A 25,766-nucleotide genomic window follows, 5' to 3' on the forward strand; every position below is an offset into this window, starting at 1 on the left:
TGCCAGAACGCGTCCCCCGGACAGCACGAGTGCCTCGGCTTCCGGGGTGTTCGGATCGAGCGTGCGTACCCGCCCGGTGATGATCGTGTTGGTCAAAGCTGTCCTCCGCTGCCAACCAGTTGTGTTCACTGCTGCGCACACCGTACCTCAAAATTTCTCCAAACGGAGAAGTTTTTGATTTCCGGTCGCCAGTACGATGACCCCATGACGACGCCCATGCGCGAGCCGCGGATGGCCCGGGGGGCCGCCCGCCGCGAGGCCCTGCTGGAGGCCGCGATCCGACTACTGGCCCGCGAAGGCGCCCGCGCCGTGACCCACCGCGCCGTCGCCGCGGAGGCGGGAACCACCCACGGCAATGCCCGCTACTACTTCGGCACCCTCGACCAACTGCTCGACGAAGCCCTGCGCCAACTGGCCGCCCGGCAGATCGACGAGGTCCGCGCCCTGGTCGACAGCCTGCCCGACGTAGATGTCCCCCAACGAATTACGCGGCTCACCCGGTACATCGCCGGCACCCTGACAGGCGACCGCGATTCCAGCATTGCCCGTTACGAGTTCTTCCTGGAAGTCGCCCGCCGCCCCAACCTCCGGGCCAGCCTCGACGAATGGGGAGCCACCCAGCGCGCCGCCTTCGCCGGCGAACTCCGCGGCGCCGGAGCCGCCGACCCCGAGGCCGCCGCCGCCGACCTCCTCAACCTCGTCAACGGCCTGATCCTCGAGCAACTCGCCCTGCCCACCGACGATTTCGAATCCGCCCGCCTCCGACCGGCCATCGCCCGCTTCTTCCCCTGAGCTGCCATAACCGGGCGGCTGTGGAGGATCATTCGATCTCCGAGGGTGGACCTGCAGGTCAGTCAGGGGTAGCCGCGTTCGCGGAGCTGGCCTCAGTCGGCCTGAACGAAGCCGCCACCAGCGAACACTATGGCTCTTGTACCACAACGGTTTACGATCTCGCAGGCAACGGAAAGAGCTAGATCCTCCGCACCACCGGAGGCGTGCAATTCGTGCGCGGGCGAAGAGGGCCCGATAGTCGGCATCCATATGGTCGGCGAAGCCCGAGTGGCAGTCGCCTGAGAAGCCCTCCCCATCGACTCGCCACCTTCATCCACGCCCACCCACCCAGAACGAAGCCATGCTCGCCCTAGCCTGCCGGCCACTGCACAGCCGCACGCAGGACAGCCAAGTGACACCTGCTTCCGGCAGGTCGAAAACTACTGCGGCGAAGGGAGACCCGCCCATGAGGGCAAAACAGCGACCGCCAGCACAGGACCCGCGGTTCGTCGCCCGCCGACACCTTCAGACACTCGGCCGGGCGCGGTCGTGATGCTGATCTGCCACGTGCGGTGGGATGGAATGCAAGGTCAGAGATAAGGGTATGCGTGGCGTGCGATGTAGACCTGGTCCTGACCGACAACCATCGACACTGAGTTGAACTATTGATTCAGTGTCTGTACCCCAGTTCACTTTTCTGTCGGTAGATATACTGCGTTGAGCAGTATCGATTTGTCTACCCGAGAGCGCGTCGCGGCCCCTCCGATTGACAACCTCGACTCAGCCCCACTACTCTCGCCCGCTGTCAGATCACGCTGCCGAGAGTGTTTCCGGGCTCCGACACGCGTTTTCCCCCAGTTGCTTTCCTGTCGCCAGTCACTTCCATGCAGTCGGCACCGTTCCGGTGCTCGACTCACGGCACGACTCGAGCAAGGAAAAGTGTTGAAGTATCCGATCTCTGCCAGGCAATGCGGGCTGTCCTCACGGATTCGACTGTCCTGCAACAGGAGTGCACGATGCACCAAGGCGTAGAAGCGCACGTCGACCCACCCGATCTCAGGACGCGCTACCGCGCTCTCTTGCGATTTCGACCGCCCACTAGCATACGGATCAGGGTGCTCGCGATCGCGCTCGTTCCAAGCATTATCTTGCTCATCACCGGCGGCTTGGTGGTGGCGTCCTTGGCACTCCAGGCACAAGCGGCGCACGACTGGTCGGAGTATCAAGGCAAGGGCACCGAGCCCATCCTGCGATACATCACTGCGACCCAAGACGAACGGACCGTCAGCCTGATGGCGCTGGCGGGATCCCAGTCTGCCGTTGCAGAACTGCCGAATCTACGTAATCAGACCACGGTATCGGTTGCCGACCTGGGCCGCGCACTGGCTGGACTGCAGCACATCAATGCCAGCTCCATCGCGCAATCCAGCGCCAGTGTCAACGACCTGTCACAGCAGTTGCAGCTTATGAGACAGTCCATAGACACGAAGAGTACCGACGCTGGAAAGATCGACAACTTCTACTCCCGGATGGTGGCAGTAGTCTCCAACGGCCTCTTGGAGGGCGCCGCACGCAACGCGCCCAGCTACGAGAGTGTCACGCAGCAAAACACCATTGCGGCGATGCTGCAAGTCGCTGACCTTCACTCCCGCGCGGTTGGTTTGGCAGCTTTCGCGGCGGTCCAGGGCAATCCGGATCCAGCCCAGCAACGCAGGATTGTCGCCCTCGACGGTGCTTTCGAAGAACAGGCCAACACCGTCCTCGCTCAGCTGCCCGAGCAGACCGCGAACTCCTATCACGAACTGTCCCGCGACCGCCAATGGCAGCTGGCTGCCCTTGGCCGCGCAGATCTGGCGGAGTCCGGCACGCTGTCGATGCCGTATCAAGATTGGTTGACCGCTGAAAAGGCGGTCGACGCGGGATTGCTCGGATTGCTGCGCGACTTCAGCGCGTACACCTTCAAGGCGGCCGATACCGCTGCCACCAATGCGTTCACACGATCGATCGTCGGTGGGGCGGCGTTGGCCGCCCTGACGTTGGCGGCACTATGGGTGGCCGCCGCTCTCGCGAATCGGCTCGTTACCAGACTCCGGAATCTACGTTCACGCAGTCTTGAGCTTGCCGAGGAGACGCTGCCGGCGCTGATGCATCGGATTCAGAAAGGTGAGGACGTCGATATCGAAGCCGAGACAACGGCTTTCGATACCCGCCGGGACGAAATCGGTCAGGTTGCCACAGCATTCATCAGTGCGCAACGCACAGCTCTCGCCGCGGCTGTCGACGAAGCCCGCACACGATCCGGGTTCGGCCGGGTCTTCCTCGACATCGCCAATCGCAACCAAGCTGTGGTACGCAGGCAACTTCAGGTGCTGGATGCCGCCGAGTCCAAGGAGAACGATCCTGAGCAGCTGCAACACCTGTTCGACCTGGATCATCTCACCACGCGCGCTCGAAGAAACGCCGAAAACCTCCTCATCCTGGGTGGCGGCGAGGCAGCTCGGCGATGGCGACACCCCGTCTCACTCGAAGAGCTCGTCCGCAGTGCGGTTTCCGAGACCGAACACCTAGCCCGGGTAGGTGGGGTGCGCGTACCGGAGATCTGGGTAGAAGGCCGAGCTGTCGCGGATCTCATCCACCTGCTTGCCGAGCTCATCGACAATGCGACCGGGTTTTCCCCGCCGGAGGCGCCGGTATCCGTGTACGGCAACATCGTTGGGCGCGGAGTAGCAATCGAGATCGAGGATCAGGGTCTCGGCATTCGATTCGAGGAACGTGAGCGCCTCAACGAGCTACTGCGGAATCCGCCGGACTTCCACGAGATGGCCTTGGCGGGCCGGCGCAACCTCGGTCTCTTCGTTGTCGGGCGGCTTGCGCGCCGGCAATCTCTCGCCGTCAGCTTGCAGGAATCCGCTTACGGTGGGGTCAAGGCCATAGTTTTGATCCCCGAAGAGTTGCTGGGCGAATCGCCCAGCCGAACAACTCCTGTCGAGGCCCCCAAGATCGCCGCAGTCGATGGTGGACGCAGCCGAGTCCGACCTACCCACGCAACCAGGCGATCTGGAGTCCGCGACGATGGCGCTGCCTCAACATCGACCTCGTCCTGGGACATCTCCGGCACATCGACAGTTGTGGTGAACGACAAGGGATTTGCCCCCTCATTCCCGGCTGGCGGCCTGACTTCCACTGGCGCTGCCGTCACCGAAGGCCGCCTAGGGCTGCCTCGGCGGCAACGACAGAAGCACCTGAAGCATGAGTTGAGGGTCGATGGTCAGAAGGCGACACCTGTTGACCAGACCGCCCACCCGGTCCGACGGACCCCGGATGCCGCACGGGGTGCGATGTCTTCATTCCAGCGCGGAACACGACAGGGCCGTGCCTCCTTCCCAGGCTCCACCGACTGAAACGAGCAATGAACGATGAACGATGAAAACCCCGCTCGGCTCGCCTCGCACAGTTTGGACTGGCTGCTCGATGGGCTCGTCGACCGTGTCCCGGGCGCCGAGAACGCCGTGGCTCTTTCGACAGACGGCCTCCCTCTCGCCGCATCCCGTGCACTCGATCGTGAACAGACCGAGCATCTGGCGGCGATGGCATCAGCCCTCTACAGCTTGGGCCGCGGAGTCGGTTCGCGATTCGGAAAAGGCAATCTGCAGCAAACCGTGGTCGAACTCGACCAGGGCTACCTCGTCGTCACGTCTGCGGGTTTCGGCACCTGCCTGGCGCTTCTCGCGGATTTGAACGCCGATCTCGGCATGATTGCCTACGAGATGAACGTCATCGTGGGACAGGTTCGCGACCAACTCTCGACCGGAACTCGCGTGCCCTCGTCCGGCAATTCCCTTCGGACACAAAACCACCCATGAACGACAACAACATCGATTTCTGGCAGGAAGACGAGGATCCTGGTCCTCTGATCAGACCGTTCGCAGTCACCCGAGGCAGGGCCGGCTCAGGATCGCACAACCTTGACCTGCTCACGCTGGTTGTCACCGTGGGCTCGGAGACAGACGCTGTCACATTGGAGCGCGAGTACGGCGCCATCGTCCACATGTGCCAGGGCCGACCACTATCCATCGCGGAGATCGCCGCTCATTTGAATCTATTGGTCGCTGCAGTGAAAGTACTCATCAGCGATTTGATCAACTCGGGGTATGTCATCGTGAGATCTCCTGTCACAACAGGCAATCGCCCCGATTCCCTTCTCCTACAGGCGGTACTCGATGGCGTTCGCAAGCTCTGACCCTTTCGGTTCTACCTGGCTGCAGACGGTTCAAGTGGCAAAACTTCTGATCGCAGGTGGGTTCGGTGCCGGAAAGACCACAATGGTCGGTGCCGTCAGCGAGATCATGCCGCTCCGTACCGAGGAGCAACTTACCGACCTGAGCGTCGGCGTTGACGATCTCGCCGGTGTCGAGAACAAGACGACCACGACAGTGGCCTTGGATTTCGGTCGCATCACGCTCAGCTCACAGGTAGTCCTGTATCTTTTCGGAACGCCTGGCCAGGACCGGTTCTGGTTCATGTGGGACGAACTTGCCACGGGTGCGCTGGGCGCAGTCGTTCTCGCCGATACCAGACGCTTGGAGGATTGCTTCGCACCGGTGGACTATTTCGAATCCCGCGAGCTACCTTTCATCGTCGCGGTCAACTGCTTCGACAACGCCGATGTCTACTATGAGGAAGAGGTTCGCGTCGCGCTCGATCTGCCGCCGGAGGTGCCTGTGGTGCTGTGCGACGCCCGCAGCCGGGAATCTGTCAAGAACGCACTAATTTGTTTGCTCGAGTACGTTCTGTCGGCAGGTGCGAAATACGCCTAAGAACTCCTGACAGGTTCGGTGGAGTGGCAGTGAGTTTGGTTGCCGTGCACGATGTTTCATCATGGCAGCGCCGTGGATCGTGGACGACCGGTTGTGGGCAGTGATCGAACCGCTTCTGCCGCTGCGACCGCCGGGAACGCCGGGAACGCCGGGAATGCTGGGAATGCTGGGACCAGACCGGATGGACGACCGGCTGGTGCTGCAAGGGATCTTGTTGGTGCTGATCACCGGCATCGGATGGGAAGACCTGCCCCAGGAGCTGGGGTTCGGGTTCGGCATGACCTGCTGGCGGCAAGTCCCCGACGGGCAAACCGCCGGTGTATTCGAGGCCCTGCACGAAACCGTGCTCTCCCGTTGCCATTCCGCGAGGTTGATCGATTTCGACCGGGTCATCGGCGACGGCTCGCACGTACGGGCGAAAAAAGGGGGGCGCCGACACCGACCCGAGTCCGGTCGACCGCCGCAAAACCGGGTCGAAACACCACGCCCTGACCTGCAGCAACGGGCTCCAGCTCGCGGTGACGCTGTCGGGAGCCAACGTCAACGACCACCTGATGCTGGCCGAGTTGCTCGACCGGGTCCGGCCCCTGCGCGGACGGGCGGGCCGGCCACGTCATCGGATCACCATCCTGATCGCGGACAAGGGCTACGACTACCCACGTGTGTATGACCTACTGCAGCAAAGACATATCCGCGGCTACATCCCCCGCCGCGGCACCCGCGACAAGGTCACCGCGGGACGCTGGATCGTAGAGCAAACCCTGGCGCTGCTCCACCAGTACCGGCGCCTGGCCGTGCGCTGGGAACGCCGCACCGACATCCATCACGGATTCCTCGACCTCGCTGCCGCACTCATCTGCTGGCGAAGACTCCGCAACCGAACCCGATAGGAGCACTAAGCCTCGATCCGTGGATGTGCCCGGTGCGGAGGGTGTGCCGAAAATGGGAAAAGTGCCTTCCGAGCTGCGATGATTGATGTTCTCACGCAACAATCGAATAGCAGATCGGGAAGACACTTTCAGTGCGATTGTTCCACACCTTCGCCGGGGATTCGGCGCGGTTCGACGATGACAACCTCGTGTCGGTGGCTGGGCTGGTCCCGGTGATGGCGCTGGCCGAACAAACCGGCTTGACCAGCATGTTGGCCGACAAGGTGAGGATCGAGGCGCCCCGGATCAGGGCCGGGTCGGCCAACTCGGCACCGAAACTGGCGACGTTGATCGCGGGGATGTGTGCGGGTGTGGACAGCATCGACGACATCGACCTGTTGCGCAGCGGCGGGATGACCGAACTGTTCGACGGAGTGTATGCGCCCTCGACGGTGGGGATCCTGTTGCGGGAGTTCACCTTCGGACACGCCAAGCAATTGGAGTCGGTGATGCGTGAGCATCTGCTCGCGCTCATCGCGCGGGCCGGTCTGCTGCCCGGCGCCGAGGCGAGGGCGTTCGTGGACATCGACTCACTGCTGCGGCCGGTCTACGGCCATCAGAAGCAGGGTGCCTCCTACGGGCATACCAAGATTGCGGGGAAACAGGTTCTGCGCAAAGGGCTTTCACCACTGGCAGCCACGATCAGCACCGATCTCGCCGCTCCGGTTGTGGCGGGTATGCGGTTGCGGGCGGGGAAAGCCGGGTCCGGCAAGGGGGCTGCGACGATGGTCACCGCGGCGATCGGCACCGCCCGCGCAGCCGGCGCCACCTGGGAGATCCTGGTGCGTGGCGATTCGGCCTACGGCACTCGCAAGGTCGTGCGCGCCGCCATCCGGGCCGGTGCCCGGTTCTCGCTGGTGCTGACCAAGAACACCTCCGTCGCCAAGGCCATCGCCGCGATCGGCGAGGACGCCTGGACCCCGGTGAAATACCCGGGCGCGGTGCGTGATCCCGACACCGGTGAATGGACCTCCGATGCGGAGGTCGCCGAAATCCCTTACACCGCTTTCGCTTCCACCAAGGACGCGACTACCGCCCGACTGATCGTGCGCCGCATCAAAGACGCCCGTTACCCCGACGCGCTGTTCCCGGTCTGGCGGTATCACCCGTTCTTCACCAACTCCGAAGAACCGGCCGGCGACGCCGACATCACCCACCGCCGCCACGCGATCATCGAGACCGTGTTCTCGGACTTGATCGATGGTCCACTGGCCCACATCCCTTCCGGGCGTTTCGCCGCCAACTCCGCATGGGTGCTTTGCGCCGCGATCGCCCACAACCTGCTCCACGCCGCCGGAACCCTCGCCGGCGGCTCACACAACCGCGCCCGCGGCGCCACCCTGCGCCGCAAACTCCTCAACGTCCCCGCACGACTCGCGCGACCCCAACGCCGCCCCCTGCTGCACCTACCCGCCCGCTGGCCCTGGACCGATTCCTGGCTTGCCTTGTGGCACAACACTATCGGCTACACGCCACCACCAGCCATCACCGCCTGACCACCCGCCCAACCAGGGCCCGAACCGACACCACAGTGGAAAAGCTGGGCAGACCAGCAACTACCACCTGCCCGAAACCACACTGGTCCGCGCGCCTGCGGCGCGCGGACCACCAACAAAACCCATCCACGGATTGAGGCTAAGCGTGACTGCTCTCGTCACTGGCCCTCACGGGCCTTTCAACGCCGGATCGCCGCCTCCAGCCTGCACAATACGCTCAGGGGACCGTCGTGCGAGTTGAGTTGTACGGCAGGTCGGTGATCTTCAGCAGCAACATCGACACGCGGCCGTCATCGGCGGCACCAGCCCCAAAAGCATCGTGACAAGCGGAGTGGCACAGTTGATCTCGATCCGGCCGAAATGAATGCCATTGCCTTCATTAGGCTCGTGTATCACTACATCGGTTCAACCGGACGGCCACAATTCATGGCACACAAGGTCGTCGTCGAACTGGTGGACGACTATGACGGCAAGTTCACTGCCGAGGAGACAGTGGCGTTTGCTGTCGATGGCGTGAATAATGAGATCGACCTGTCCACATTGAATGCTGCTGCGCTGCGAAGTGTATTCGAGCGATGGACTTCACACGCCCGTAAGGTCGGGCGAACCTCGAGGGCCAAGGCAGCCGGAGGAACTCGGACTGCCGTTGATCGGGCGCAGACGCAAGCTGTCCGTCGCTGGGCCCACAACAAGGGTTGGAAGTGTCCAGCCGGGGACGAGTCTCAGCCGAGATTCTCGAGGCGTACGACGAGGCTGGAAAGTAGCAGCCGGTTGTTCAAGGCTTCCGATGTTCAGGGTTTGCGGCCGATTCCGGCCCAGTACCAGGCGCTTTCGGCGTCGGCGACGGCCGTGGGGCGGTCGGTAAGTTCAGGTCGCCATGCGGCGACGGGAACGAGTCCCGGCTCGACCAGGCTTGTCCCCGCGAACAGGTCGACGGTGGCGGATTTGCTGCGGGGTTCGAATACGATACCGGATGATCTTCGAATGCGAGGCGCGTATCGCCTGCCCCGCCGCCTCCTCACTGATCCCCGCCGTTTCTCGCAGCCTCCGCAATCGCGTGCCGAGCACCCGCCGCGACAGCGCCGGATCCTCCTCCGGGACGACACGATTGTCCTGTGACGTTCCGCCGGTAACGTACTCCTGGATCAATGCCACTCCCATCGGCATGTGCGCTGTCGCTTCTCCGATTGTGCCACAGTCGATTACGGCGCACCTTTTGCACTGTTCAGGTGTCTATGCACGTGCATGTGCGTATGCTTTCTGCGGGCGTAATCCGTGTTCCCAATCGGGGCTCAGTGGAAGCAAACAGCACCAAAAGGAGATTCGCCTCAGGCCCATCTGCGAAGCTCAGGATCGACGATGTGATCCAGATTGACGGATTACCTGTGGTGCATCACAGAATTGTAGAACTGCGCGTCACCGGATTGAGCCATGCCGCTTACGCGATCGAACGCGAGCTCGACGCCGCGCGTTTCGCCGGCCCGGCGAGGGGTTCTCGAACGCCACTCCGCATGATCAGGCGGGTTGACCGTAATGCGTCGCACTCATACCCGCAAATTCATGGCGATTGCCGAAGTCACGGGACCCCCTGATTCGATCCACGCGGACCGAAATCCTGGGGTCAGGTCACCGATGCTGGAGCCCACTGGTCGGTCGAGGACTGTTTCCAGACCGCGAAAACCGCGGTCGGTCTCGACCATTACCAGGTCCGCCGCTACGACGCCTGGTACCAGCACACCAACTTGGCGATGCCGCCCACACCTACCTCGCTGTCATCGCCGCTATCGCCCCAAAAGCGTTGGCAGCGGCAACATCTCGCTCATCCTCGGAGAAATCCGCTGTCTCCTGGCACACCTGATCACCCACCGCCCCGATCGTGCCGCCATCTGGCGGTGGTCGACCTGGTGCCGACGCCACCAATACCGGGCCGAACAAGCCCCACTACCTGCGACGATACCGACTACATCACGAAGTGCGGATCGCGAGAGAGCCGAAGCCGGGTGTGACTCCCAGATCCTGAGACATCTCGGGTCGTCTTTGTAGGCACAGCGAGGTGCGCAACCAATTCCGGCTTCCCGCAGCTGCCGCAAGTACAGCAAAGTCTCAAAGCGCTGACCAAGCTCCTGTCCGAACAGACCGGATTCGTTAGGGAGAACTGTTGTAGTCAATCCCCATGACCAGATGGACATTCGGAAGGCGCTCCGTTCTGCGGCGGAAGCAGCTGAAGACCTGCTCTCGTTCTACTTCGCCGACCACGGCGTCTGGATCCCCGTCAGCGGCGGGCTCACCTACTGCACCTACAGGTTCGACGACTCCGAGTGGTCCACGCTGAAATTCGATCTAGTCAGCCATCGTGAGGATTTGTGCGTTGCTGCTGTTGCAACCGTCGAGGATGACGATCCTTGTCCTGGCGCCGGATTCGAGCATTGACTTGCTGGCGCCGATCCAAACCTGGCACTCAAGGATGTCGCGCTGATCGACGGCAGCTACGTACTGACTGCCACCGACTCGAACCGAAGATTTGCGAATGCCGAAGGAGCCAACGGATGCACAGTATTCACCGGAGCACTTATTGACGTCCTCCAGGATCCTCAACCCGACGATCCCACGTTCCTAACCATCGACATGGTGTACCGCCGACTATGCACCATATTGACGGGCCTCCCAACTCCACAGGCCACAGGCACAAACACCGCGGGCGTATTTTCTCTCGCTCGCAATCCTCTTTGGCGCAATCCACCGCAGCTTGGCTGAGGCAGCAGCGAAAGAGAACACCCGCCGGTCGGCCGCATCCGACATGTGCAAGAGATTGCCCCGTTACCTTCCTCGTAGCTCCTGAACGGAGCTACGGTCGCCAGGCCCGGTATGACTTCTGGCCCCTGTCTCACGCATGATCCGGGGGGTGGTGTCGCCGGGTCTGGTGGCGTCGACGGACCGCTGATGGGGACAGGGCCGCTGGTAGGTCTCTTCGTAACGTGGGTGCCGGGCGTTGACGCTTGATCGGCGGCCGTCCGGAGTGCGCCGACGTGACGAGGAAATGGCAAGTGACACAGGCGTACGCCGTGTTCTGCGGCATTGATGTGGGAAAAGGCGAGCACCACGCAGTCGGTCTCGACCCGAGCGGCACACGGTTGTTCGACAAGGCGCTACCCAACGACGAGTCCCGCCTGCGGGCGGTGTTCGACCAACTCGCCGGGCGCGGACCGCTGTTGATCGTGGTCGATCAGCCCAACACCATCGGCGCGCTGCCGGTCACCGTCGCCCGCGCCTGCGGCCACGACGTGGCCTACCTGCCCGGCCTGTCGATGCGCCGCATCGCCGACCTTTATCCGGGCCAGGCCAAGACCGATGCCCGCGATGCGCACATCATCGCCGACGCGGCCCGCACCATGCCACACACCCTGCGGCGAGTCGATATCGGCGACGAAACCCTCACCGAGCTCGGCGTTCTCGTCGGTTTCGATGACGATCTCGCCGAAGAGGCGACGCGCACCAGCAACCGCATCCGCGGCCTGCTGACCAGTGTCCATCCCGCTCTCGAGCGGGTCCTGGGTCCTCGCGTCGCGCACCCGGCGGTGCTGGAAATCCTCTCGCGCTGCGGCGGACCCGAAGGAATCCGCGCGGCGGGCAGACGCAAGCTCACCTCGATCGCCACCAAGCACGCGCCCCGCATGGGCGCCCGTCTGGTCGAGGAGATCTTGGCTGCGCTGCCTGCACAAACCGTGACCGCTCCCGGGACCAAAGCCGCTGAAACCGTGCTGCCGAGACTCGCCGACTCGCTGAAAGCGGTTCTGCTGCAACGCAAACAGATCGCCGAGGACATCGAGAGGATGTTCGATGATCACCCTCTTGCCAAGGTCCTGACCTCGATGCCCGGCATCGGAGTCAGGACCGGAGCCCGCATCCTGCTCGAAGTCGGCGACGGCACCGCCTTCGCCACCGCCGGCCACCTGGCCTCCTACGCGGGTATCGCCCCGATCACCCACCGCTCCGGCAGCTCGATCCGCGGCGAGCACCCCGCCCGCTCAGGCAACCACAAACTCAAACGCGCCCTGTTCCTCTCGGCCTTCGCAGCCCTACACGACCCGGCCAGCCGCCACTACTACGACAGGAAAAGAGCCGAGGGCAAAAAACACAACGCGGCCCTCATCTGCCTGGCCCGCCGCCGCTGCGACGTCCTCTACGCCATGCTCCACAGCAAGCAGCCCTACCGGGCTGCCGCTTGACGAAAGACATAGGGACACCCCCCCGATGACCAATGGCACCCGACCGGCACGCGCTCTACACCTGGACCGCCCAACAAGCCTCCGTCCGAACATGTCATGGGCGAGAAAGCCGGCAGTGGGATGCTGCGCCCAGGCGTCGACGGTCATCTGCGCGGGCTCCTTCGCGTTGCGGGCGCCCTCCATCATGCCCGCGCACCCACCGGACCGGTGAGCGAACCGATCAACGCCGTGTCGTGGGTCGCAGCCCGGAAGCGGGGATGGTCGAGCACATCGTGCAGGAATTCCGCCGTGGTGGCGACACCGCCGCCCCGAATCCGAGTCTCGGCCAGCGCGCGCCGCATGCGGTCGATGGCACCGGCACGGTCCGGAGCCCACACCACGACCTTGGCCAGCAACGAATCATAGTGTGGCGGAATCGAATAGCCCGGCGAGATGTGGCTGTCGACCCGGACGAACTGGCCGCCCGGCAGCACGCACTCGGTGAGAGTGCCCGGGGCCGGGGCGAATTCCCGCTCCGGATCCTCGGCATTGACCCGGCATTCCAGGGCCACGCCGCGCGGATTGCCGCCGGACTCGACGGTCAGCCGCTCCCCCGCCGCGATCCGCAACTGCTCGGCCACCAGGTCGATGCCGGTGATCATCTCGGTGACCGGATGTTCCACCTGTAGACGGCAGTTCACCTCCATGAAGTAGAATTGCCCGTCGCCGTCGAGCAGGAATTCCACCGTGCCCGCACCGACGTACCCGGCTGCCTCCGCGCCGCGCACGGCCGCCGCGCCGATCCGCTCGGCCAGCTCGTCCGAGAGTCCGGGGGCAGGCGCCTCCTCCACCAGCTTCTGGTGCCGGCGCTGTAGCGAGCAGTCGCGCAGGCCCAGATGCACCACCCGACCGTGCATGTCAGCCAGGATCTGGGCTTCCACGTGGCGGGCCGGTTCGAGGTAGCGCTCGACGTAGAGACGGCCGTCGCCGAAGACGGCAGTCGCGTCGGCGCGGGTCTGCTGCCAGGCGGCGGCGAAGTCGCCCGGATCGCGTGCCACCCGCATGCCGCGCCCGCCGCCGCCCGCGACGGCCTTGAGGATCACGGGATATCCGATGTCCCTGGCCAGGTCCCGGGCCTCGTCGACGGTATCGACCGGGTCACGGCTGCCGGGCAGCAGCGGCAGGCCCGCGTCGGCCATCAGGGCACGGGCGGTGGACTTGTCGCCCAGCCGGGCCATCACCGCGGCCGGGGCGCCGACGAACACCAGCCCCTCAGCCTCGCAGATCTCGGCGAAATCGGGGTTCTCCGAGAGGAATCCGTAGCCGGGGTGGACGGCGTCGGCGCCGGTGGCCCTAGCTGCCTCGATGATCGCGGGCACGTACAGGTAACTGCGCTTGGACGGGCTGGTTCCGATCTGCACCGACTCGTCAGCCATCCGCACCGCGAGCGAGTCCCGGTCGGCAGCCGAATGCACGGCGACGGTGGCGATTCCGAGTTCGGCGCAGGTGCGGATGATCCGAACCGCGATCTCGCCCCGATTGGCCACCAGCAGCTTGCGAATGGGCCGGGTCACCCCGGCGACCGGGGTCACCGCAGCACCTCGAAGACGATGAGCGGCTGGCCGTGCTCCACGGATTCGCCATCCTCGACCAGGAATTCGGCCACCACACCCTCGCGGGCCGCAGTCACCGGGATCATCAGTTTCATGGCCTCGACGATGGCGACCTGCTGGCCGAAGCGGACGGGATCGCCCTCGATGACGAAGGGGGCCGCACCCGGCTCGGAGGCGCGGTAGAAGACGCCGACGGTCTCGGCAGTGAGGGTGAATGTCGCAGCGCTCGAGTCGCTTCCGTGCGTGGGGATGGGGGCCGCCGGCGTGGCGGCGGCCGCGTCGGCGGCCTGCGCGAGGGCCGATGCGACCACCGGCGAGCTCTCGGCCTGGCCGCCGTCCCAGCTGACCCGCAGCACGACCGGGCCGTTGGCCACGGTCACCGAGGAAGGCGCCGGTGCGATGCCCGCCCGCACGGTCAACGCGTGCCGGGCCAGCACTGCCAAGCTGTGATCGGCCTCAGCGGCGCTCACTGCGCGCCCGCCGGCGGTGGTGTGCGCGGAGGTGCGGTCGGCGTCGGCGGACGACAGGGTGGTGATACCGTTGTCGGTCATCTGTTCTCCTCGAGGTCGTTGCGTGGCACACCGAAAGCCCGGAAACGGGCGTGCCGGTGGGCGATCAGATCGTCGGCGGACCAGGTGCGCAGCTCGTGCACGGCGGCACGCAGGGCGCGGCTCAGCAGGGCGGTGGCGGCGGCCGGATCGCGGTCCGCCCCGCCCTGAGGTTCGGGCACCACCGCGTCGGCGATACCGAGTTCCAGCAGAGAGGCGGCGTCCACCTTCAGTGCCCGGGCCGCGCGCGGCGCTGCCGCGGCGTCCTGCCAGAGGATGGAGGCGCAGCCCTCGGCGCTGATCACCGAGTAGACGGCGTTCTCGCACACCAGGACCCGGTCGGCGACGGCCAGGGCCAGGGCTCCCCCGCTGCCGCTTTCACCGGTGATCGCCGCGACCACCGGAACCGCCAGTCCGGCGAGCAGTTTCAGGTTCTCGGCGATGGCAACCGCCTGACCCTGCTCCTCGGCGGTGATCCCCGGGTACGCGCCCGCGGTGTCCACCAAGGTGACCACGGGCAGTCCGAGCTTGGCGGCCAGCCGCAGCACGCGCGCGGCCTTGCGGTAGCCGGCCGGAGTGGGCATGCCGAAGTTGCGCTGGACCAATTCGGGTGCGGTGTGGCCCTTCTGAGTGCCCGCGACCACGACCGGCACCCCGTCCAGCCGGGCCAGGCCGGTGACCATGGCCGGGCAGTCGGCGCTCATCCGGTCCCCGTGCAGTTCGAGGAATTCCTCGAACGCGCCGGCCAGATGGTCGAGGGTGGTGGGCCGGTCGAGCCGGCGAGCGGTCCGCACCCGCTCCCACGGGTCGCCGGTAGGCAGCGCGGACGGGTCGGTCAGCACCGCATCGGTGTCGACAGCACGGGTGCGGTCGGCGACCGGGCGCACCGTCATGCCGACCAGGCGGATCAGCCGGTCGCGCAGCGCCGAACGGTGGCAGATCATGTCGACGATGCCGTGCTCGAGGAGGAACTCGGCGGTCTGGAAACCGGCAGGCAGGGTCTGGCCGATGGTCTGGGCGATGACGCGCGGGCCCGCGAAGCCCAGGCGCGCACCGGGTTCGGCGATGATGACGTCGGTCGAGGTGGCGTAGGAGGCCGCCACGCCGCCATAGGTCGGGTCGGTGATGACCGAGACGGTCAGCACGCCCGCGTCGTCCAGCTGTCGCAGGGCGCGGCTGGTCTTGGCCATCTGCATGAGGGCGACGATGCCCTCCTGCATGCGCGCCCCACCGGAGGCCGGGACCAGGATCAGCGGGCGGCGTTCGGCCAGCGCGGCTTCCGCCGCCGCTGTCACCGCCTCACCGACCGCGCTGCCCAGGCTGCCGCCCAGGAAGCGGAAGTCCATGGCCGCCACCACGACCCGGACGCCGCCGAGCGTGCCGCGCACGCACAGCACCGCGTCGGACAGACCGGTCTTGCGGCGCGCGTCGTCGAGCCGCTCCGGATAGGGCCGAGCGTCGATGAACCCCAGCGGATCCCGCACCGTCTCGGCGTAGTCGATCGGGGTGGCCGAGTCCGGGTCGAGCAGCAGGTCGACGCGCTGCTGCGCGGTCAGCATGCCGTGGCTGTCGCACTCCGGGCACACCCGGTCGGCACGCTCGTAGCGCTTGACGTAGATCATGGCCGCGCAGCCCGGGCACAGCATCCACGCTGTGCCCGCGGCCCGGCCGGTCTCGAGTATGGTCATCGCTCCTCCATCGGGCGAGGCACGTACCGGCTGACTGCGGCGGGGAGCCGCACGCCGGCGGTGCGCAACTGGGCGACCCGGGTGACATAGGCCGCGCCGGTCAGCAACTGGCCCGCGATATCGGCCACCGACCGGTTGCCGGGTTCGGCCAGATACGTGTCGGCCGCCCAGGTGTTGAACGCGCCCATGGCCGGGCCGCACCAGATCTGATAGTCGGCCACCCGTTCGGCCTCACCGCGGATGCTCCAGCCCGAGGACAGGCCGAGGTACCAGCGGAAGATCAACGCCATCCGCGCCTTCGGATCCCGTTCGGCCGAGACCAGCTGCGCCGGATCGCGTTCGGTGAAGAAGGCGACGCAGTCCTGCCACACCATCTGCATCGGACGGCGGAACAGGGTGGCCTCCAGATCGGTGCGGACCTCGGCGGGGATGGCGTCGATGCCGTCGTAGGCCCGGTAGAGGTCATAGAGGCGCTGTGCGCGGGTGGCGAACATGGTGCCGCGCCGCAGCACCTGCACCTGGACACCGAGTTCGAACATGTCCGAGGACGGTGCCATCACGCAGTCCGCGAACTGCGCGGTGGCCAGCAGCCGCTTGGTGGCCTCGCACTGATGCGCCTCGCGCGCGGCCTGATTCACCGAACCGGTGACGATGTAGGCGGCGCCCATGGCGAAGGCGGTCGCCGCGACGTCGGGGGTGCCGATGCCGCCGGCCGCGCCGATCCGAACCGTCGCGGCGGCCGGCACGGTGACTGCGATGCGGTCGCGGGCGGCGATGAGCTCGGGCAGCAGTACCACCAGCGGGCGGCGGTCGGTGTGACCGCCGGAATCGGCCTCCGCGGTGATGTCGTCGGCCATCGGCACCCGGGTGACCAGATCGCCCTGGGCGGCGGTGATGCGACCGCTCTCGACCAGCTGCGTCACCAGTCGCTGCGGCGCGGGCCGCAGGAACAGCTCGGCCACCTCGACGCGCGATACCTTGGCGATGATCCGGTGCCCGATCTCGATGCCGCCCTGCGGATTCACCGCGAGCCCGGCTGCCCGGTAGCGCACCACCTCGGCGGTGAGGTCCATGAACGCCGAGGCCTCCACGCACCGCACGTCGTGGCGCAGGCAGGCGTCCACGATGGCGCGTTCCAGGGCGGGCTCGGTCGGGCTGTGGATCAGGTTGCAGGCGAAAGTTTTTCCCTTCAGCCGGGTGGACAGCTCGGCCAGTGCGGCATCCACTCCGGCGGGCGGCACCCCGGCGGCGCCGTAGCTGGCCAGGTAGCCCGCCTCGGCCATGGCGATAACCAGTTCGGGCGAGGCGATGCCGTTGGCCATGGCCCCGGCAGCGTAAGCGGCTCGCACACCGTGGGCAGCGCGGAAGGTGCTGTCGCCCAGTCGTTCCGGGGGCAGGGGCCCCACTGCGGCGAGGATCTGCCCGCGCGCGGCCAGTCCCTCGTCGGCGGTGGCGGCGACGCGACCGTCGTACTGGATGATCCAGCACGGCCGGTTCAGATCGCTCAAGAGCGCGGCGATCTCCTCGGCCGTGTCGGCGGCCGGATTCCGGAGGGTGGTCACGACAGCGCCTTTCGGTCGGCGAGTTCGATGGCCAGGTCGATCAGCTCGTAGATGCGCAGGCCCGGCTTCCACAGTGAGCCGTCCACCACCACGGTCGCGCTGTGTGGCCCGCGATGCACCGACTTGATGTGTGCCTCGAGCTCGACGGTACCGTCGGTGGGCAGGAACTGGCCGCGGTAGCGCCAGCTAAAGGCGATGTCGCGGGGAATCCGGAACACCGGATCGGCGATGCCGTCGGCGAATCCGGCGTCGAGCATCCACTCCTGCACGGCGTGGATCACCGACTCGACACCCAGCGAGCCCGGGATCACCGGGTCCAGGTGGAAGTGCCGGGCGAAGAACCAGTCCTGTGGATCGATAGTGCGCAGCGAACGCAGGTAGCCCGCACCGTAATTACCGCCGCCGTCGACCACCTCGACGCGGTCGATGAGCGCCAGCTTGCGACGCGAGCAGGCCGGCGACGCGGGATCGGCGCGGCGCGCGGCCACATCGATGACCCGCGGGGCGGCCTCCGGATGCTCCGACAGCCAGCTGGGCATGTACTTTCCGGCGTCGAGGCCGGTCTGGTTGCCCAGCGCCTGATCGCTGAAGTAGCCGAACATGGTCTCGCCGCGATAGAACGGCTCACCGTCGACGCTGAGGGTGTAGTCGAAGGTCTGCAGCGAGGACCCCGACATGATGGTGGTCGACAGCAGTCGCGAGGACTGCTGGATCGTCTTGCCGCGCAAGTCGATCTGCCGCAGGACGGTTGCGGTGCCGCCCAGGTTGCGCAGGCTCAGGGTGGTGCCGCGCTGGGTCAGCGTCGGCCCCGCGTAGTAGCCCATGAGCAGCGCCGCCTGCAGGGAGGTCTCCATGTAGACGAAGTGCGGCATGGAGTCGTTGGCGGTGTCCCCGTAGTACCAGGAATCGGCCGGTGAATCGTATTCGGTGTCGTACGAGGCGGATTCGAGGTTGCCGCGTTCACCGTGGAAACGCAGCACCCGGTCCACCAGCAACAGGCCGCCGGTCGGCAGGCGGGTCGCCCGCGCCCCGGTGTACTCGGCGAATTCCGGGCCCATGGCGATGGCCTGGTCGCCGCGCGCCAGGTGCGCCATGTGGAACTCGTTGAGCAGAATCCGCGGCACCGCCTGGCCCGGGCCGACCTCGGCGCCGAGCCGCTCGGCGACCATCACGGTGACGGCCGGGCACGCGCCACCGTCGAGGGTGGCAGTCGCCTGCAGGAACGGGCGGGGCACCAGATCGAGCCGGTCCACCACCAGATCCACGATGCCGCTGCCGAATCCGACCTCGGTCTCGCCGACGCCGCCGGTGAGCGTGCTGCCCGACAGACACAGCGGCATCCCGGTGTGCAGGGCGAACACCTCCGCCGCCTGCAGGGCTGCGGCGCGCGGATCGCCGTCGAACCGCGCCACCACCCGGCCGTTGCCGATGCCGCCGTACACCTCGATCGACTCGACCTCGGTGAGGGTGAGTGGCGTGGTGGCAGCCAGCCGGGCGGTCACCTCCACCCCGGTACGCTGATGCGTGCGGCCGAACACCACGCTCATCTCCCCGGTGGCCAGCTGTTCGAGCGCGGCCCGGTCCAGTCGCGACACCGCGGTGCGGGCCAGGGGCTTGAACGCGCCCTCGGGGGCGAGGAACACCGGTGTGCGCGGCCCCATCGGTGCGACCGGAACCTGGCGCCCACCAGCAGAAACCGATGCTGCGACTGCTTCCCGTACACCGTGGGTGGTGTCCTCGGCGCCCATGGTCGCCGCACGCGCCCGTCGCCACACCGCGCGCTGCAGCGCCGTCTGTGCGGTCAGGGCCGAGCGGTGTGCCTCGATGGCGCCTGCCCGGATAGCGGCGATCGCGTCCGCTGCGATCGGATGGACCGGCCCTGCACCGGTCTGCGGTGCGGGCACCGGGTCCATCACCGAGTTCGACTGCGGTGCAACCGATGTCAGCAGCTTCGGCGCGGATGGAATCGCCGCCGGAGTGGGTGCTGCCCCGAGCTGCGGCCGGGTGCCCGTCGGATCGAAGGCGATGCCGTCGAACTCGAGAACTGTCATGCCGTCCACCCCCTCACCGAGGTCTGGAACTTCTCCGTCAGATCGGGTGTCGTGAGCACGGCGACATCCGAGAACCGTTGCAGCACCGTGCCGTCGAGGGCCAGTGCGGTCGAGTCGATCAGGGCTTCCATCCGGCTCACCCGGGGATTGTCGACGACCACCAGGAAGGGCTCGCCCGCCGGCAGCGCACGGTGGTAGTCGATCCGGCCGACGCTCAGCGGCAGGCAGGCCGCGCCGAGCAATCGGTGTCCCAGTACCAGAGGGGACTGCAGGAGCAGGTCGGCCTGGACCGGATCGTGCAGCCGACTCGCGAAGCTGCCGTGCGCCACCGGATCCGCGCTCAGCGCGCATTCGAGGACGATGGACTCGTCGCTGGCCGACCGCACCGTGCGCAGCCCCTGCAGGGCGGGCCCGTGGAACTGGATGCCGTCGCGGTAGACGTAGCTCGCGTCGCTGCCGGGACCGGCCGGAACCTGCTGCCGAGCAGCGGGTTCCGGTTCGTCGCCGAGCAGCAGGGTGGCGCGGAATCGGGCGGTCCCGTCGCTGAACACGGTGGCCCGCACCGCGATCCGGTCGTCGACCGGATCCACGGGCTCGAGTTCCACCTCGATACTCGGGACCGGATGGTCGAATACCAGGCCCTTGAGCACCTGGAAGCCGCGCACTCCCACCACGATCCGCCCCGGCCGGGTACGTTCGGCGAGGTTTACCATAGCGCCCAGCCCGAAGGTGGCGGGCAGCACGATGTGTTCACCGATGCGGTGGGCCTCGATCACCGGCTCGGTCACCAGCTCCGCGATCCCGCGGCAGGCCCGCACCGGTGCGCGCTCCGTACTCGTCGCCGACAGGGCGGTGGCGGAACCGATCAGCAGCACCGGTTCGCGACGGCGGGCGGCGGAGAACTGCGCGGTGAACGCGGCGGCGCCGGCGGCTGGGGCCAACAGCGGCACCCCGCGGGACCGGAAGTGTTCCCGCAGTTCGGGAGTCACCATGCCGCCGGCCCAGGCACCCCAGTCGAGGGCGGTGACCCGGCGGTCCGGATCCTGGGCGCCCCACGCGACCGCGAAGCGGCCCAGCGCCTCGTTGGCCGTCGCGTAGTCGGCCTGCCCGGTGTTGCCGAAAAGTCCAGCCACCGAGGTGAACAGCACTAGGTGGCGCGGGTCGCCCGCGGCGTCGAGGACGGCGGCCAGCCCGGCCAGCTTGGGTCCGAGCACCCGGCCGATGGATTCGGCCGTCTTGTCGGGGATCAGCGAGTCCGCCAACACGCCCGCACCGTGCACGACGCCGGTGATGACGCCGGGCCGGGTGTGGTCGGTGGCCGCCGGATCCGCGTCACGCCAGGGGGCGAGCGCGGCTTTCAGCGCCCGGGTGTCGGTCGCGTCGACCGCCAGGTAGGTCGCCCGGTCGCCGAGTTGAGCCAGGGTGGCGCGGATTTCGCGCACCGCCTGGATCCGACCGCAGGCGCGGTCGATGCCGCGTGGTGTGACCCCGGTCCCAGCCAGCGCACGCACCGCGGCCGGTTTGAGGTCGGAGTCGGCGACCTCGGCCGCCCACTCCGGGTCCTCGTCCAGCTCGGTGCGGCCCAGCAACACGAAGCGGCAGGCGCTGGTGCGGGCCAGTTCCAGCACACACGTCGCGGTGACGCCGCGCGCACCGCCGGTCACCACCAGGGTGTCCGCCTCGGTCAGCAGGAAGTGACCGAAATCGGTTCCGGCACGAATGATTTCGACGGTGCGGGCGTCGCCGTGGCGGCTCGGCACCAGGGTGCGGCGAGCGCCGGTGGCGTCGACGCCGACCTCGGTCGTGTCGACCGCGGCATCGCAGAGTTCCTCGAGCACGACCTCGGCCAGCCGGTGCGGCACCACCGCCGGGTCGATATCCAAGGCCCGGCAGAATAACGCGGGCTGTTCCGCGGCAAGGGTTTTCACCAGTCCGCCCAGGCCGCCCAGCAGAGCCGCCACCGGTTCCGCGTCACCGCGGAATCCGAGGTGCCCATCGAGCCGGGTGATGGTCGCGAACCCGGCCCGGCCGGTCGCCGCCCGCAGCCGGGGCAGCACCTGCCCGGCCACCAGGATGGCGCCGCTCAGGATGGCCTGCGCCTGAACCCATTCGGTCGCCACACCGGCGACCACCACGCAGGCGTCGACCGGACCGGTGCCGGTGACCGCGTCGGAACCGGACGCCCGGCGCACCGACCAGCTGCGGGCCCGCAGCAGTTCCTCGATGGCCTCACAGTCGGTTTCGGCCGACTCGTCCAGGCACACCAGTACGGCGTGCCCGGCCGGGCGGTAGGGATCCACGGCCGGATCCACCGCCGGCAGCTCGACGAGTTCGACTACGTGCCGCAGCGTTTCGGCCGCGGCCTCAGCTTTTGGGCGGACATCACCCCCGGCCAGCTCGCCCACGATCTGATCGAGGGTGCGCAGCCTGCCCAGCTGTTCCGGTCCCAGCACCGGTAGCTCCGGGAACCGTTCCTGCAGAGCGCCGATCACCTGGACCCGCTTGATCGAATCCACCCCCAGATCCGCCTCCAGATCCATGGTGGTGTCGACCATCTCGACCGGGTAACCGGTTTTGTCGGCGACCACTTCACGCAGCGCCTGCCGCACCACGTCCGCGGACAGCGCCGCGGCGGCCGGCTGCTCGACGGCAGCCGCGGCCTGCGACACCGGAACACTCAGGGGCGCAATCGGTTCCGGTTGCTCCGGGGTGACCGGAGCGGCCACCGCGACCGGAGCCACCAGGTCGGGCGCGCGTGCCGCCAGGGCGGCCGGAGCGGCCTGCGTCAGCGCGGGGCCGCTCACGGCCGATTCGACGTAGACCGGGATCGACGGGGCGCGGGTCACCCCGGACCCGCCCTCCAGCTCGGCCAGCTGTACCACCACAGTACCGGCGCGGGAATGGCTTTCGCTGATGGCGACGCCGTGGTCCTTGACCGCCTCGATGGCGCGGACCAGCAGTTCGTCGACCTGTCCGTGGCGCAGCGCGCCCGCCAGATCGCGGGCCAGTTCGAGCTGGCCGTCCAGGTAGTGGCGGTGGGTGTGCAGGTGCTGCACGAGCGCGCTGTCCAGGGCGCCCGGCGCGGGAATGCGGTACTGCGGTTCCGCGGTCACGGGGTTCTCCAGGATACTGGGGGCATGGGTGCCGTTGACGTGATGACCGTTGTCGGTCGGGGCGGCTGGGGCCGGAGCCACAGGGGCCGCCGCTGTGGCGGGAGCGGGGGCCTGTGCGGCGGCGGCACGGGCCGCGACCGAGAGCTGGTAGCTGTCCGACAGCGCGTCGGCGTAGGCCCTGCGGCGGGTTTCGGGAACGTACTCCGGGGCCGAGATACTCACCGCCATAGCGGGTTTGGCGGCGGGCGCTGTGGGCTCGGCAGCGCTGTGGCGGTTGATGCCGCGCAGGTCGAAACCGAGCACGACCAGGCGCACCGCGGCCCGTTTGAGCGCCAGATCGCCGTTGCCGATCGGACCGGAGTCCGTGGCGATAGCGATGATCTCGTCGCCGAAGGTGCGCCGCGCCAGTGAGGTCAGCACCTGCTTGGGACCGAATTCGACGAACACGGTGCAGCCGTCGGCCCGCATGGCGGTGAGCGCGTCGTAGAACTCGACCGGATTGCTCAGCTGGGCGGTCAGCGTGGCCCGGTTGGCCTCGAGGTCCGCGCCGTAGGACGCGCCGCGGGTGTCGGCGTAGACGGTCGCGTCGGGCGGCCCGATCTCCACCTCGGCGACCGCCGCGCCGAACGCCTCCACCGCATGGCCCACGTACGGGGTGTGGAACGCGCCGGAGACCGGCAACGGCCGTGTGATCCAGCCCTTTTCGGTGAACAGTGAGGTGGCGGCGGCGACCGCCTCGGTGCCGCCGCCGACCACCACCTGATCGGGGGCGTTGTGGTTGCAGATCCACACGTCCTCGACCTCGGCGATGACCTGCTCGATCTTCTCACGGGCGGCGCCGACGGCCACCATGGTTCCCGCCTCGACACCCTCGGGGACGGTCATGGCCTCGCCGCGTGCGCGCGCCAGGGCGAAGAAGTCCTCGGTGGCCACCGCACCGGCGGCCCACAGCGCGGTGAGCTCACCGAAGCTGTGCCCCAGGTAGCCGTCGGCCTTGAAGCCGTACTCGCTGAGCACCCGGAATTGCCCAGCCGACAATGCGCCGATGGCGGGCTGCGCGAATTCCGTGCGGCGCAGCGCGTCGTCCTGCTCGGCACGAGTCTCGTCGTCGAAGGCCGGCGGCGGGAAGACCACCGCGCCCAGTCGCTCCGCAGCCTCGGCGAAGGTGGCGTTGGCGGCGTCGAACGCCCCGCCCACCGGCGGATTGTTCAGTGCCGCATCGGCGCCCATGTCGACGTATTGGCTGCCCTGTCCGGCGAACAGCGCGCCCACCTTGCGGTCGGGCAGCGCCGCAACGCGGAAGTACACGCCCTCGGGGTGGTCCCACTGCGGCGCTTCGGGATTGCGCACCAGCTCGTCGACCACCAGCGCCCGCAGCTCCGCGGCCGAGTCGTCGTCGAGCGAGACGAAGCCGACGCGTGCGTGCTGCTCCGGAATGTCACCGCCGTCTGTGGCCTCGGCGCCGCGGACCGCGTCGATCAGGCCCGCCACGTCCGGCGCGTGCCACAGGTGCGCGCGGGGCGTGCGATGCAGCAGCGGGGGCCGCTCGCCGTCGGCTTCCTCGAGCACCAGATGGAAGTTGGTGCCGCCGAAGCCCATTGCCGAGGCCGCGGCCCGGCGCACGGGACGCTGAGGATCCAGGATCCACGGGCGGGTGCGCGAGTTCACGTAGAACGGCGCGGCGCGGGAGGCGATCTCGGCATTGGGCGCGTCGACATTGATCGTGCCCGGCAGCACCTTCTGGTGCAGCGCCAGCGCCAGTTTCATGACGCTGGCGGTGCCCGCCGCGCCCTTGGTATGTCCGATCTGGGACTTCACGCTGCCCAGCGCCGCGAACCGGGTCTCCGGAGTCGCCTCGGACAGCAGCCCTTTCAGGGCGGTCAGCTCGGTCTTGTCACCGACTGCGGTGCCGGTGGCGTGCGCCTCGATGAGCGAGATATCGGCCGGCGAGCAGTCGGCGTCGGCGTAGGCGCGGTCGAGGGCCACCCGCTGGCCCTCGGCCACCGGCGCGTAGATGCTCTTGGCCCGCCCGTCACTGGACGAACCCAGGCCGCGGATCACCGCGTAGATGCGGTTCCCGTCACGACGGGCGTCTTCGAGCCGGCGCAGCGCCAGCATCGAAATGCCCTCGCCCAGTATCGTTCCGTCGGCGCCGGCACCGAACGGGCTGATCCGCCCGCCGTGCGAGAGCGCGCCGACCTTGCTGAAGCACATGTAGATGAAGATGGTGTTCTCGGTGTCCACGCCACCGGTGATCATCAGATCGGCACGGCCGTCGCGCAGTTCCGCGATCGCCGTGCGGATCGCCGCGAGCGAGGCCGCGCAGGCCGCGTCGACGGTGCAGTTCATGCCGCCCAGCCCGAGCCGGTTGGCGACCCGGCCCGCGACCACGTTGGCGAGCAGGCCCGGGAACGAATTCTCTTCCCACGGAGCGAAAGCCGCGACGAAACGGTCCGCGATGGCGTCGGCGTCACCGTCGGACAGGCCCACCGAACGCGCGGCCTCCTTCAGCACCGGCGTCGAGAGCCGGGCCGCGAGGGGATGCATGAGCGGGACCGGACCGGTGGTTCCCAGCACCACGCCGGTGCGCGCCGGGTCGTACCAGGACGACCCGGTCGCGCCCGCGTCGGACAGCAGATCGCGCGCCACTCCGAGGCTGAGCGTCTGCATGGTGCTCGTCACCTCGAGCTGGTTGGGCGGCAGCCCGAACTCCAGCGGATCGAAGTCGACATCGGGCAGGAACGCCCCACGTCGCGAGTAGGTCTTGTCGGGCGTCGCCGGGTCGGCGTCGTAGTAGTCGTCCAGGCTCCATCGGGAGGCAGGCACCTCCTCGGTGCAGTCGACACCGTCGACAATGTTCTGCCAGTACTCTCGATGATTGCGTGCCTTGGGCAGCAGGCCCGACATCCCGACGATGGCAATCGGGTCGCGCGCCAAGCGTCTGTCGTCCGTCACGGAAGATCCTCTCGAACC

Annotated in this window: 17 protein-coding genes and 3 pseudogenes; 13 read left to right on the forward strand and 7 right to left on the reverse strand. The window is 67.4% G+C overall.

Translation table 11 applies throughout. The features are described 5' to 3' along the window. Positions 1-204 precede the first annotated feature (204 nt). The 10 genes and pseudogenes from ACWEQQ_RS40170 to ACWEQQ_RS40215 all read left to right on the forward strand — a co-directional run bounded on the left by ACWEQQ_RS40170 (position 205) and on the right by ACWEQQ_RS40215 (position 8,777). Positions 205-792, forward strand: coding sequence for a TetR/AcrR family transcriptional regulator (locus ACWEQQ_RS40170; protein WP_452351877.1), 588 nt, complete (start codon positions 205-207; stop codon positions 790-792). Positions 793-1,886: 1,094 nt separating this feature from the next. Continuing rightward, on the forward strand, positions 1,887-4,172 hold the full coding sequence (locus ACWEQQ_RS40175; RefSeq protein ID WP_452351878.1) for a sensor histidine kinase: 2,286 nt from the start codon (positions 1,887-1,889) through the stop codon (positions 4,170-4,172). 15 nt (positions 4,173-4,187) lie between these two features. After that, positions 4,188-4,634: a roadblock/LC7 domain-containing protein gene (locus ACWEQQ_RS40180; protein WP_452351879.1), complete on the forward strand. Its 447-nt coding sequence runs from the start codon at positions 4,188-4,190 to the stop codon at positions 4,632-4,634. Next, the gene (locus tag ACWEQQ_RS40185; protein ID WP_452351880.1) at positions 4,631-5,011 is read left to right on the forward strand and encodes a DUF742 domain-containing protein; all 381 of its coding nucleotides are present in this window, start codon (positions 4,631-4,633) and stop codon (positions 5,009-5,011) included. Before ACWEQQ_RS40180 ends, ACWEQQ_RS40185 begins: the two co-directional genes overlap by 4 nt. Next, complete coding sequence (locus tag ACWEQQ_RS40190) at positions 4,992-5,588, forward strand: GTP-binding protein (protein WP_452351881.1); 597 nt, start codon at positions 4,992-4,994, stop codon at positions 5,586-5,588. Before ACWEQQ_RS40185 ends, ACWEQQ_RS40190 begins: the two co-directional genes overlap by 20 nt. 61 nt (positions 5,589-5,649) lie before the next feature. Next, a pseudogene (locus ACWEQQ_RS40195) lies at positions 5,650-5,913 on the forward strand (transposase); the annotation flags it as partial. Positions 5,914-5,965: 52 nt separating this feature from the next. Beyond that, positions 5,966-6,478, forward strand: a complete 513-nt coding sequence (locus tag ACWEQQ_RS40200; RefSeq protein WP_452351956.1) for an IS5 family transposase — start codon at positions 5,966-5,968, stop codon at positions 6,476-6,478. Positions 6,479-6,609: 131 nt separating this feature from the next. Further along, positions 6,610-8,013, forward strand: a complete 1,404-nt coding sequence (locus ACWEQQ_RS40205; RefSeq protein ID WP_452351882.1) for an IS1380 family transposase — start codon at positions 6,610-6,612, stop codon at positions 8,011-8,013. Between the two features lie 426 nt (positions 8,014-8,439). Next, positions 8,440-8,556: pseudogene (locus ACWEQQ_RS40210) on the forward strand (Lsr2 dimerization domain-containing protein); the annotation flags it as partial. 158 nt (positions 8,557-8,714) lie between these two features. Then, on the forward strand, positions 8,715-8,777 hold the full coding sequence (locus ACWEQQ_RS40215; RefSeq protein ID WP_452351957.1) for an Lsr2 family DNA-binding protein: 63 nt from the start codon (positions 8,715-8,717) through the stop codon (positions 8,775-8,777). A gap of 27 nt (positions 8,778-8,804) precedes the next feature. Here the strand turns inward: ACWEQQ_RS40215 and ACWEQQ_RS40220 are convergent, their stop codons facing one another. After that, the gene (locus ACWEQQ_RS40220; protein ID WP_452351958.1) at positions 8,805-9,119 is read right to left on the reverse strand and encodes an SAM-dependent methyltransferase; all 315 of its coding nucleotides are present in this window, start codon (positions 9,117-9,119) and stop codon (positions 8,805-8,807) included. 528 nt (positions 9,120-9,647) lie between these two features. Here ACWEQQ_RS40220 and ACWEQQ_RS40225 point away from each other — a divergent pair. From ACWEQQ_RS40225 to ACWEQQ_RS40235, 3 genes and pseudogenes are all read left to right on the forward strand, one after another. Beyond that, positions 9,648-9,871, forward strand: a pseudogene (locus ACWEQQ_RS40225) (IS701 family transposase); the annotation flags it as partial. A gap of 323 nt (positions 9,872-10,194) precedes the next feature. Beyond that, the gene (locus ACWEQQ_RS40230; RefSeq protein ID WP_452351883.1) at positions 10,195-10,443 is read left to right on the forward strand and encodes a hypothetical protein; all 249 of its coding nucleotides are present in this window, start codon (positions 10,195-10,197) and stop codon (positions 10,441-10,443) included. Positions 10,444-11,057: 614 nt separating this feature from the next. Next, positions 11,058-12,239, forward strand: coding sequence for an IS110 family transposase (locus ACWEQQ_RS40235; RefSeq protein WP_452351884.1), 1,182 nt, complete (start codon positions 11,058-11,060; stop codon positions 12,237-12,239). 182 nt (positions 12,240-12,421) lie between these two features. Here ACWEQQ_RS40235 and ACWEQQ_RS40240 read toward each other — a convergent pair whose 3' ends face one another. Genes ACWEQQ_RS40240 through ACWEQQ_RS40265 form a run of 6 tightly spaced genes read right to left on the reverse strand, consistent with a single transcriptional unit; the run spans position 12,422 to position 25,748 of the window. Next, positions 12,422-13,810, reverse strand: coding sequence for an acetyl-CoA carboxylase biotin carboxylase subunit (locus ACWEQQ_RS40240; protein WP_452351885.1), 1,389 nt, complete (start codon positions 13,808-13,810; stop codon positions 12,422-12,424). Further along, entirely contained in the window at positions 13,807-14,382 is a 576-nt protein-coding gene (locus ACWEQQ_RS40245) for an acetyl-CoA carboxylase biotin carboxyl carrier protein (RefSeq protein WP_452351886.1), read from the reverse strand. Before ACWEQQ_RS40245 ends, ACWEQQ_RS40240 begins: the two co-directional genes overlap by 4 nt. Continuing rightward, positions 14,379-16,067 (reverse strand): acetyl-CoA carboxylase carboxyl transferase subunit alpha, encoded by a 1,689-nt coding sequence (gene accA, locus ACWEQQ_RS40250; RefSeq protein WP_452351887.1) that lies wholly within the window; start codon positions 16,065-16,067, stop codon positions 14,379-14,381. The genes ACWEQQ_RS40245 and accA overlap by 4 nt, the downstream gene beginning before the upstream one ends. Continuing rightward, positions 16,064-17,629, reverse strand: coding sequence for a PfaD family polyunsaturated fatty acid/polyketide biosynthesis protein (locus tag ACWEQQ_RS40255; RefSeq protein ID WP_452351888.1), 1,566 nt, complete (start codon positions 17,627-17,629; stop codon positions 16,064-16,066). The genes accA and ACWEQQ_RS40255 overlap by 4 nt, the downstream gene beginning before the upstream one ends. Continuing rightward, a complete protein-coding gene (locus ACWEQQ_RS40260; protein ID WP_452351889.1) occupies positions 17,626-19,680 on the reverse strand; it encodes a beta-ketoacyl synthase in 2,055 nt (684 codons plus the stop codon). The genes ACWEQQ_RS40255 and ACWEQQ_RS40260 overlap by 4 nt, the downstream gene beginning before the upstream one ends. Next, positions 19,677-25,748: a beta-ketoacyl synthase N-terminal-like domain-containing protein gene (locus tag ACWEQQ_RS40265; protein WP_452351890.1), complete on the reverse strand. Its 6,072-nt coding sequence runs from the start codon at positions 25,746-25,748 to the stop codon at positions 19,677-19,679. Before ACWEQQ_RS40265 ends, ACWEQQ_RS40260 begins: the two co-directional genes overlap by 4 nt. Between the last annotated feature and the right edge of the window lie 18 nt (positions 25,749-25,766).

Source organism: Nocardia sp. NPDC004123 (genome assembly GCF_053603795.1).

Excerpts from the sequence above, each read along its gene's own strand:
- ACWEQQ_RS40185 (WP_452351880.1), top strand. The coding sequence starts at position 4,631 with ATGAACGACAACAACATCGATTTCTGGCAGGAAGACGAGGATCCTGGT.
- ACWEQQ_RS40180 (WP_452351879.1), top strand. The coding sequence starts at position 4,188 with ATGAACGATGAAAACCCCGCTCGGCTCGCCTCGCACAGTTTGGACTGG.
- accA (WP_452351887.1), bottom strand. The coding sequence starts at position 16,067 with ATGACCATACTCGAGACCGGCCGGGCCGCGGGCACAGCGTGGATGCTG.
- ACWEQQ_RS40245 (WP_452351886.1), bottom strand. The coding sequence starts at position 14,382 with ATGACCGACAACGGTATCACCACCCTGTCGTCCGCCGACGCCGACCGC.
- ACWEQQ_RS40260 (WP_452351889.1), bottom strand. The coding sequence starts at position 19,680 with ATGACAGTTCTCGAGTTCGACGGCATCGCCTTCGATCCGACGGGCACC.
- ACWEQQ_RS40190 (WP_452351881.1), top strand. The coding sequence starts at position 4,992 with ATGGCGTTCGCAAGCTCTGACCCTTTCGGTTCTACCTGGCTGCAGACG.
- ACWEQQ_RS40230 (WP_452351883.1), top strand. The coding sequence starts at position 10,195 with ATGGACATTCGGAAGGCGCTCCGTTCTGCGGCGGAAGCAGCTGAAGAC.
- ACWEQQ_RS40170 (WP_452351877.1), top strand. The coding sequence starts at position 205 with ATGACGACGCCCATGCGCGAGCCGCGGATGGCCCGGGGGGCCGCCCGC.